General features: G+C 67.7%; 9 protein-coding genes. 6 read left to right on the top strand and 3 right to left on the bottom strand.

Annotated features, from left to right (window positions below; translation table 11 throughout):
* Positions 1–20 precede the first annotated feature (20 nt).
* The 4 genes from G3I19_RS16220 (at position 21) to G3I19_RS16235 (ending at position 3508) form a co-directional block, all read left to right on the top strand.
* Positions 21–950: a F0F1 ATP synthase subunit gamma gene (locus tag G3I19_RS16220; protein WP_164264315.1), complete on the top strand. Its 930-nt coding sequence runs from the start codon at positions 21–23 to the stop codon at positions 948–950.
* Positions 951–2402, top strand: coding sequence for a F0F1 ATP synthase subunit beta (atpD, locus tag G3I19_RS16225; protein ID WP_164264316.1), 1452 nt, complete (start codon positions 951–953; stop codon positions 2400–2402). It begins immediately after the preceding gene.
* Between the two features lie 166 nt (positions 2403–2568).
* Positions 2569–2943: a F0F1 ATP synthase subunit epsilon gene (locus G3I19_RS16230; protein WP_164264317.1), complete on the top strand. Its 375-nt coding sequence runs from the start codon at positions 2569–2571 to the stop codon at positions 2941–2943.
* 118 nt (positions 2944–3061) lie between these two features.
* Entirely contained in the window at positions 3062–3508 is a 447-nt protein-coding gene (locus G3I19_RS16235; RefSeq protein ID WP_164264318.1) for a DUF2550 domain-containing protein, read from the top strand.
* 149 nt (positions 3509–3657) lie between these two features.
* Here G3I19_RS16235 and G3I19_RS16240 read toward each other — a convergent pair whose 3' ends face one another.
* From G3I19_RS16240 to G3I19_RS16250, 3 genes are read right to left on the bottom strand one after another with little or no spacing between them, the layout of a single operon-like run.
* Entirely contained in the window at positions 3658–4230 is a 573-nt protein-coding gene (locus G3I19_RS16240; protein ID WP_164264319.1) for a cob(I)yrinic acid a,c-diamide adenosyltransferase, read from the bottom strand.
* 56 nt (positions 4231–4286) lie between these two features.
* The gene (locus G3I19_RS16245; RefSeq protein ID WP_164264320.1) at positions 4287–4682 is read right to left on the bottom strand and encodes an SgcJ/EcaC family oxidoreductase; all 396 of its coding nucleotides are present in this window, start codon (positions 4680–4682) and stop codon (positions 4287–4289) included.
* Positions 4679–5263 (bottom strand): PadR family transcriptional regulator, encoded by a 585-nt coding sequence (locus tag G3I19_RS16250; RefSeq protein ID WP_203599650.1) that lies wholly within the window; start codon positions 5261–5263, stop codon positions 4679–4681. Before G3I19_RS16250 ends, G3I19_RS16245 begins: the two co-directional genes overlap by 4 nt.
* Positions 5264–5582: 319 nt before the next feature.
* Between G3I19_RS16250 and G3I19_RS16255 the strand changes: the two genes are divergently transcribed.
* On the top strand, positions 5583–6431 hold the full coding sequence (locus G3I19_RS16255; protein WP_164264322.1) for a 3-hydroxyacyl-CoA dehydrogenase family protein: 849 nt from the start codon (positions 5583–5585) through the stop codon (positions 6429–6431).
* A 146-nt stretch (positions 6432–6577) separates the two neighbouring features.
* On the top strand, positions 6578–6901 hold the full coding sequence (locus G3I19_RS16260; protein ID WP_164264323.1) for an STAS domain-containing protein: 324 nt from the start codon (positions 6578–6580) through the stop codon (positions 6899–6901).
* The last annotated feature ends 408 nt before the right edge of the window (positions 6902–7309 follow it).

A 7309-nucleotide genomic window follows, 5' to 3' on the forward strand; every position in this document is an offset into this window, starting at 1 on the left:
CGACGGAAGGGACCTGACTCATGGGAGCCCAGCTCCGGGTCTACAAGCGTCGCATCCGATCCGTCACCGCGACCAAGAAGATCACCAAGGCGATGGAGATGATCGCCGCCTCGCGCATCGTCAAGGCGCAGCGCAAGGTGGCGGCATCGATGCCGTACGCGACCGAGCTCACCCGCGCGGTGACCGCGGTGGCGACCGGCTCCACGACGAACCACCCGCTCACCACCGAGGCCGAGTCCCCGGTCCGTGCCGCGATCGTGCTCATCACGAGCGACCGCGGTCTGGCCGGCGGGTACTCCTCCAACGCCATCAAGGCGGCGGAGCGGCTCACCGAGCGGCTGCGCGGCGAGGGCAAGGAGGTCGACACGTACATCGTCGGCCGCAAGGGTGTCTCGTACTACGGCTTCCGCGAGCGCAAGGTCGTGGAGTCGTGGACCGGGTTCACCGACAGCCCGACCTACGCGGACGCCAAGCGGGTCGCCGCACCCCTGATCGAGTCCATCGAGAAGGAGACGGCCGAGGGTGGCGTCGACGAACTGCACATCGTCTTCACGGAGTTCGTGTCGATGATCACGCAGAGCGCGGTCGACAGCCGGATGCTGCCTCTCTCTCTCGACGAGGCCGCTGAGGGCGGTACACCCACGGACAGTGCGAAGGGCGAGATCCTTCCGCTGTTCGACTTCGAGCCGTCGGCGGAGGACGTCCTCGACGCCCTGCTGCCGCGCTACGTCGAGAGCCGTGTCTATAACGCACTGCTTCAGTCGGCTGCTTCCGAGCACGCCGCCCGTCGCCGTGCGATGAAGTCGGCCACCGACAACGCCGGGGACCTCATCAAGAATCTCACCCGGCTTGCCAACGCGGCCCGCCAGGCCGAAATCACCCAGGAAATCAGCGAGATCGTCGGTGGCGCGAGCGCCCTGGCCGACGCGACCGCGGGGAGTGACAGGTAAATGACGACGACTACCGAAAGCGCCGTGACGGCCGCCGCCACGGGCCGCGTTGCCCGGGTCATCGGCCCGGTCGTCGACGTGGAGTTCCCCGTCGACGCGATGCCGGAGATCTACAACGCCCTCACCGTCCAGGTCGCTGACCCGGCCGAGGAAGGCAAGCTCAAGACGCTGACGCTCGAAGTCGCCCAGCACCTGGGCGACGGCGTGATCCGCGCGATCTCGATGCAGCCCACCGACGGTCTGGTCCGCCAGGCCCCGGTCACGGACACCGGCACCGGCATCACCGTGCCCGTCGGTGACATCACCAAGGGCAAGGTGTTCAACACCCTCGGCGAGATCCTGAACAAGCCCGAGGCCGAGTCGGAGATCACCGAGCGCTGGCCGATCCACCGCAAGGCGCCGGCCTTCGACCAGCTCGAGTCGAAGACCAAGATGTTCGAGACCGGGATCAAGGTCATCGACCTTCTCACCCCGTACGTCACGGGTGGAAAGATCGGCCTGATGGGCGGTGCCGGTGTCGGCAAGACCGTCCTGATCCAGGAAATGATCTACCGCGTCGCCAACAACCACGACGGTGTGTCGGTGTTCGCGGGCGTCGGTGAGCGTACCCGTGAGGGCAACGACCTCATCGAGGAGATGGCCGAGTCCGGCGTCATCGACAAGACGGCGCTTGTCTTCGGCCAGATGGACGAGCCCCCGGGCACCCGTCTCCGTGTCGCGCTCGCCGGTCTGACCATGGCGGAGTACTTCCGCGATGTGCAGAAGCAGGACGTGCTCTTCTTCATCGACAACATCTTCCGTTACACCCAGGCCGGTTCCGAGGTCTCCACGCTGCTCGGCCGTATGCCGTCCGCGGTGGGCTACCAGCCGAACCTGGCCGACGAGATGGGTCTGCTGCAGGAGCGCATCACCTCGACGCGTGGTCACTCGATCACCTCGATGCAGGCGATCTACATCCCCGCGGACGACCTGACCGACCCGGCGCCGGCGGCCACCTTCGCCCACCTGGACGCGGTCACCGTGCTGTCGCGTCCGATCTCGGAGAAGGGCATCTACCCGGCGGTCGACCCGCTGGACTCGTCGTCCCGGATCCTGGACCCCCGGTACATCGCGAAGGACCACTACGAAGCGGGCATGCGCGTCAAGGGGATCCTCCAGAAGTACAAGGATCTCCAGGACATCATCGCGATCCTCGGTATCGACGAGCTGGGCGAGGAGGACAAGCTCGTTGTCCACCGTGCCCGTCGTGTCGAGCGCTTCCTGTCGCAGAACACCCACGTCGCCAAGCAGTTCACCGGCGTGGACGGTTCGGACGTGCCGCTCGACGAGTCGATCACCGCGTTCAACGCGATCTGCGACGGTGACTACGACCACTTCCCCGAGCAGGCGTTCTTCATGTGCGGTGGCATCGAGGACCTCAAGGCCAACGCCAAGGAGCTCGGCGTTTCCTGAGTCGTACCGGCTCAGTCGCACTCACCCGTGACTGAGCCGGACCGGCTCGTGTGAGTCATCCGACTCGTGTGAGAGGGGCGGGCGCGTCCCGTCCCTCTCCTCACGCCCATTAGACTTTGACCCAACACCCGGCAGCAGTGCCGGGTGGTGACCCGAGGAGCCACCCTTGGCTGCTGAGCTGCACGTCGAGCTGGTCGCGGCGGACCGTAGTGTCTGGTCCGGCGAAGCGACACTGGTTGTCGCGCGCACCACGTCCGGCGACATCGGCGTCATGCCCGGTCACCAGCCGCTGCTCGGTGTGCTGGAATCGGGCCCGGTGACCATTCGTACGAGCGAGGGCGGGACGGTCGTTGCCGCTGTGCACGGCGGTTTCCTCTCGTTCGCCGACAACAAGCTTTCGCTGCTGGCCGAGATCGCTGAGCTGGCGGACGAGATCGATGTCCAGCGCGCCGAGCGTGCGCTGGAGAGCGCGAAGTCGGAGGATGACGCCGTCGCCGAGCGACGCGCCGACGTCCGACTGCGTGCGGTGACGGGGAACTGACGCCTCCCACCGAGATTTGACCTCAGCCGCGGCCCGTCCGGAACCATCCGGACCGGGTCGCGGCTGAGGCGATGCAGAACCAGTTCCCTTACGGCATGAGGCGAGGAGGTCGGTGTAGATGATCCTCGCTCTGCTTGTGTGCGGCCTGGTCGTCGTACTGGTAGCGGTGGGACTCTTCGTCTTCGGCCTGCGCCGGCGGCTGATCCAGCGTTCCGGGGGCACGTTCGACTGCAGTGTCCGCTGGGACCTGCCGGAGAAACCGGACGTGTCCGGCAAGGGCTGGGTGTACGGGGTGGCCCGGTACAGCGGCGACCGCATCATGTGGTTCCGCGTCTTCTCCTACGCCCCGCGCCCGCGCCGGACCCTGGAGCGCCAGTCCATCGAGGTCGTGTCCCGGCGTACGCCGGAGGGCGAGGAGGAGCTGGCGCTGCTGTCCGACGCGATCGTGCTGCGATGTTCGCACCGGGGCGTCCGCCTCGAACTCGCGATGAGCGAGGACGCCCTGACCGGCTTCCTCGCCTGGCTGGAAGCAGCCCCCCCGGGCCAGCGGGTCAATGTGGCTTAGGAAATAAGGGCCTCGCTGGATGGGGGTCCCCCCGGACGGAGTCTGGGGGAGAGTCAATGTGGCTTAGAAAATAGGGGCCTCGCTGGGTGGGGGTCCCCCCGGACGGAGTCTGGGGGAGAGTCAATGTGGCTTGAGGCAGGCTCCGCTGTTCACCGCTCGCCGCCCGGGACCCACAGCACATCCCCGATCTCCTTGTTCGCGGTGCGCGCCAGGATGAAGAGCAGGTCGGACAGCCGGTTCAGATAGGTCGCGGTGAGCGCGTTCATCACCTCGCCGTGCACCTCCAGCGCCGCCCAGGTCGACCGCTCGGCCCTGCGTACCACCGTGCACGCCTGGTGCAGCAGCGCGGCCCCCGGTGTGCCGCCCGGCAGAATGAAGCTCCGCAGCTTCTCCAGGTCGTCGAGGAAGCGGTCGCAGTCGGCCTCCAGCTTGTCGATGTACGACTGCTCCACCCGCAGCGGCGGGTACTCCGGGTTCTCCACCACGGGCGTGGACAGGTCGGCCCCCACGTCGAACAGGTCGTTCTGGACCCGGACGAGTACCTTCACCACCTCGTCGGACAGAGCGCCGAGCGCGACGGCGGTGCCGATGACCGCGTTGGCCTCGTTGGCGTCGGCGTACGCGGAGATCCGCAGATCGGTCTTGGCGGTCCGGCTCATGTCGCCGAGCGCGGTGGTGCCCTTGTCGCCGGTACGGGTGTAGATGCGCGTCAGATTGACCATGAGGCCGAGCCTAACGGGGCCCGGTCAGCCACCGGCTCCGGGGACGAGCGGCTTTTTCATGAGTGAGCCCCCGGCGGCGATGTGACGGGGGTGTTCTGGAACGAGGCGAACCGCCACCGTCCGTCGTTCTGTACGGCCGTGAGGGTGATGACGGACTGCCTCGTACCGTCTCCCGGGGCGTCGCCCCCCGTCACGATGACGGCGACATCGGGACGCAGGAAGCGGATCCTCCGCTCCGTCCCGCCCGACGCCAGACGAGATCCTTTCAGCGGTCCTTCGAACAGGGCCCGGTGCCCCGCCTCGATCGTCGTACGCCCGGCCATGTTCTGGCCGAACAAGGTGATGTAGTCGGCGTCCTCGACGAACAGGTCCGCGTAAGCGGCGGCGTCTCCGGCGTTCCACGCGGTGACGAGCGCGTCGAGCAGCTCGTCCACCGGTGATGTCTCCGTCATGGCTCTCTCCCGGTTCGGTCGTTCTCGTTGACGGGGCCGGACCAGCCCAACTCGCCCGAGCGCAGGTCGGCCAGCACTTCGTGGAGCCACGCCAGCTCGGCGGTGTGCAGGGCCCGCGCGTACTCGGTTTCCAGCAGCAGTAGTCGTGGCAGATCCAGGCCGGCCAGACTCGCGTCGGCGGCCGCGATCCTTCCCTCCAGATCCGCGGCACGGGTCCGGAGCGAGCGCTCGGCCTCGCCTGCGTCGAGCACCCCGATCAGTGACAGCGCGGCGTACATCACCGTCGTGTCGCGGTCGGGCCGCTCCAGCATGCGCCGCAGGCGATGCGTCAGCTCTTGGCGTCCCTCGGCGGTGATGGCGTACACCGTGCGCTCCGGCGCCCGGCCCTGCCGGTTGCTCTCCACCGGCTCGACCAGCCCACCCCGTGCCAGCCGTTCGACCGCGTGGTACAGGCTGCGCGGCAGTCCGGGTACGAAGTCCTTGTGCGTGTCAATGAGGAATCTGTGCAGTTCATAGGGGTGGCGTGCCCGCTGCGCCAGCAGAGCCAGCACCGTTGTTCCCGTCACGTCCCATCGAGTCACATCCGGCCCTCCTCTGGTATGGCGTCCTGCACTATAGCGTAGTGCCATAGGAGAGTTCGAGCGATTCAGCAGAGGTGCCGGACAAGGGCACGCACCCGGCGGAGCCGCCCGGCGGGCCCTGGGTCTCCAGGGCGGCGCGGAAGAGGCTCAGAGGGGAAGAAAGTGCTCAACTACGCAGTAAGGGCCTGAGGATGACGCCCCGGAGTGTGATGTCCGCCATGTGGGACGTGACGCGCATCTCTTAGCCACCACAAGGCGGCCCGCTCCCTATAGCCTCCGCCCCAGAGCCGTTTGCAGAATGCCGTTGAAGGGGTGCCAATTGGCCAGGAAGCTCGCTGTCATCGGAGCCGGACTCATGGGTTCCGGAATTGCGCAGGTGTCGGCTCAGGCCGGCTGGGACGTTGTTCTGCGCGATGTCACCGATGCGGCCGTGACCCGCGGCGCCGACACCATCAAGGCGTCCTACGAGCGGTTCGTCGCGAAGGGCAAGCTGACGGCGGACGACGCCGATGCCGCGCTCGCGCGGATCACCACCACCACCGATCTGGACGCGGCCGCCGACGCCGACATCGTGGTGGAGGCGGTGTTCGAGAAGCTGGAGGTCAAGCACGAGATCTTCCGCGCCCTGGACAAGCTCGTACGGGAGGACACGGTCCTCGCCTCCAACACATCGGCGATCCCGATCACCAAGATCGCGGCGGTGACGGAGCGCCCGGAGCGGGTCGTCGGCGCGCACTTCTTCTCGCCCGTCCCGATGATGCAGTTGTGCGAACTGGTCCGCGGCTACAAGACGAGCGACGAAACCCTCGCCACCGCAAGGGAGTTCGCCGAGTCCGTCGGCAAGACCTGCATCGTGGTCAACCGGGACGTGGCCGGCTTCGTCACCACCCGGCTCATCTCCGCGCTCGTGGTCGAGGCGGCGAAGCTCTACGAGTCCGGCGTGGCCACGGCCGAGGACATCGACACCGCCTGCAAGCTCGGATTCGGCCACGCCATGGGTCCGCTGGCCACCGCGGACCTGACCGGCGTCGACATCCTGCTGCACGCCACGGGCAATATCTACACAGAATCCCAGGATGAGAAGTTCGCTCCGCCGGAGCTGATGCGCCGAATGGTCGACGCGGGTGACATCGGCCGAAAGAGCGGGCAGGGGTTCTACAAGCACTGAATCGGCAGCTTGCCCCTGCGATCACCCGGTTGGGTGAATTCGGTATCGGTTCGCTTACGGACGGCAACTTCTTTCCCGGCGGGGCAGTCAGTTCAGTGACAGACGTGAAAGACGTGACGGAGTCCGAGAACTCTCGGGGAGCGCATATGCATATCAGGGGCGACCACGTCGAGCTGGTCGTCGGGGGCCGCCTCGACGTCCGCAGCGCGGCGGACGCCCGTACGGTCCTGCACTCGGCAGTCGACGACGGTGTCGGCGATCTCGTGCTGGACCTGACCGAACTCGACTCGTGGGACGCCACCGGGCTCGGGGTGATCATGGGCGTCCACCGGCGCGCCGGGAGATGCGGACGCCGGCTGGTCCTGCGCGGGGTGCCGCCGCAGATGCAGCGCCTCCTGGTGGCGACCCGGCTGCACCGCATTCTGGCCATCGAGGGCGGCATCGCCGCCGAGTGCCTGCCGCGCGTCTGACGCGCCCGGCCATCCGCGAACCGGACCGACCGGCGAGCCGGCCACCCGCGAGCCCGGCCACGCGCGGACCGTCTCCGCCTATCGGGGGCACTCCCGCCGCACCCGCCGCACGGGTACCCCGAGTGGTGACGGATACTGGGCTACGGTCTAGGGTTCGGTCGCCTACTGATTGACGAACCCATGTGCGGTAGGCACCGGACCAGAAGCGACAGCGTGGTGTGCGAGGCCGGGAAGGCAGACCGCGCGCAACGCCAGCTGGGGGCTTTCACCTATGGACCCGAAGAACAGCAGACCGGACGAGTACGGCCAGGACCCCGGCCACCGCCCGGTGCGGCCCGCTGGTCCGGCGTCGCCCGGGCAGCCGCGGGACCCGCTCGCACCCGACTTCGGGCAGCAGGCGCCCGACCG

This window comes from Streptomyces sp. SID10853, assembly GCF_010548145.1.
GTDB lineage: Bacteria > Actinomycetota > Actinomycetes > Streptomycetales > Streptomycetaceae > Streptomyces.

What these genes read in the sequence shown, in the direction of transcription:
- G3I19_RS16220 (WP_164264315.1), top strand. Translation starts at nt 21, where the DNA reads ATGGGAGCCCAGCTCCGGGTCTACAAGCGTCGCATCCGATCCGTCACC.
- atpD (WP_164264316.1), top strand. Translation starts at nt 951, where the DNA reads ATGACGACGACTACCGAAAGCGCCGTGACGGCCGCCGCCACGGGCCGC.
- G3I19_RS16235 (WP_164264318.1), top strand. Translation starts at nt 3,062, where the DNA reads ATGATCCTCGCTCTGCTTGTGTGCGGCCTGGTCGTCGTACTGGTAGCG.
- G3I19_RS16240 (WP_164264319.1), bottom strand. Translation starts at nt 4,230, where the DNA reads ATGGTCAATCTGACGCGCATCTACACCCGTACCGGCGACAAGGGCACC.
- G3I19_RS16245 (WP_164264320.1), bottom strand. Translation starts at nt 4,682, where the DNA reads ATGACGGAGACATCACCGGTGGACGAGCTGCTCGACGCGCTCGTCACC.
- G3I19_RS16260 (WP_164264323.1), top strand. Translation starts at nt 6,578, where the DNA reads ATGCATATCAGGGGCGACCACGTCGAGCTGGTCGTCGGGGGCCGCCTC.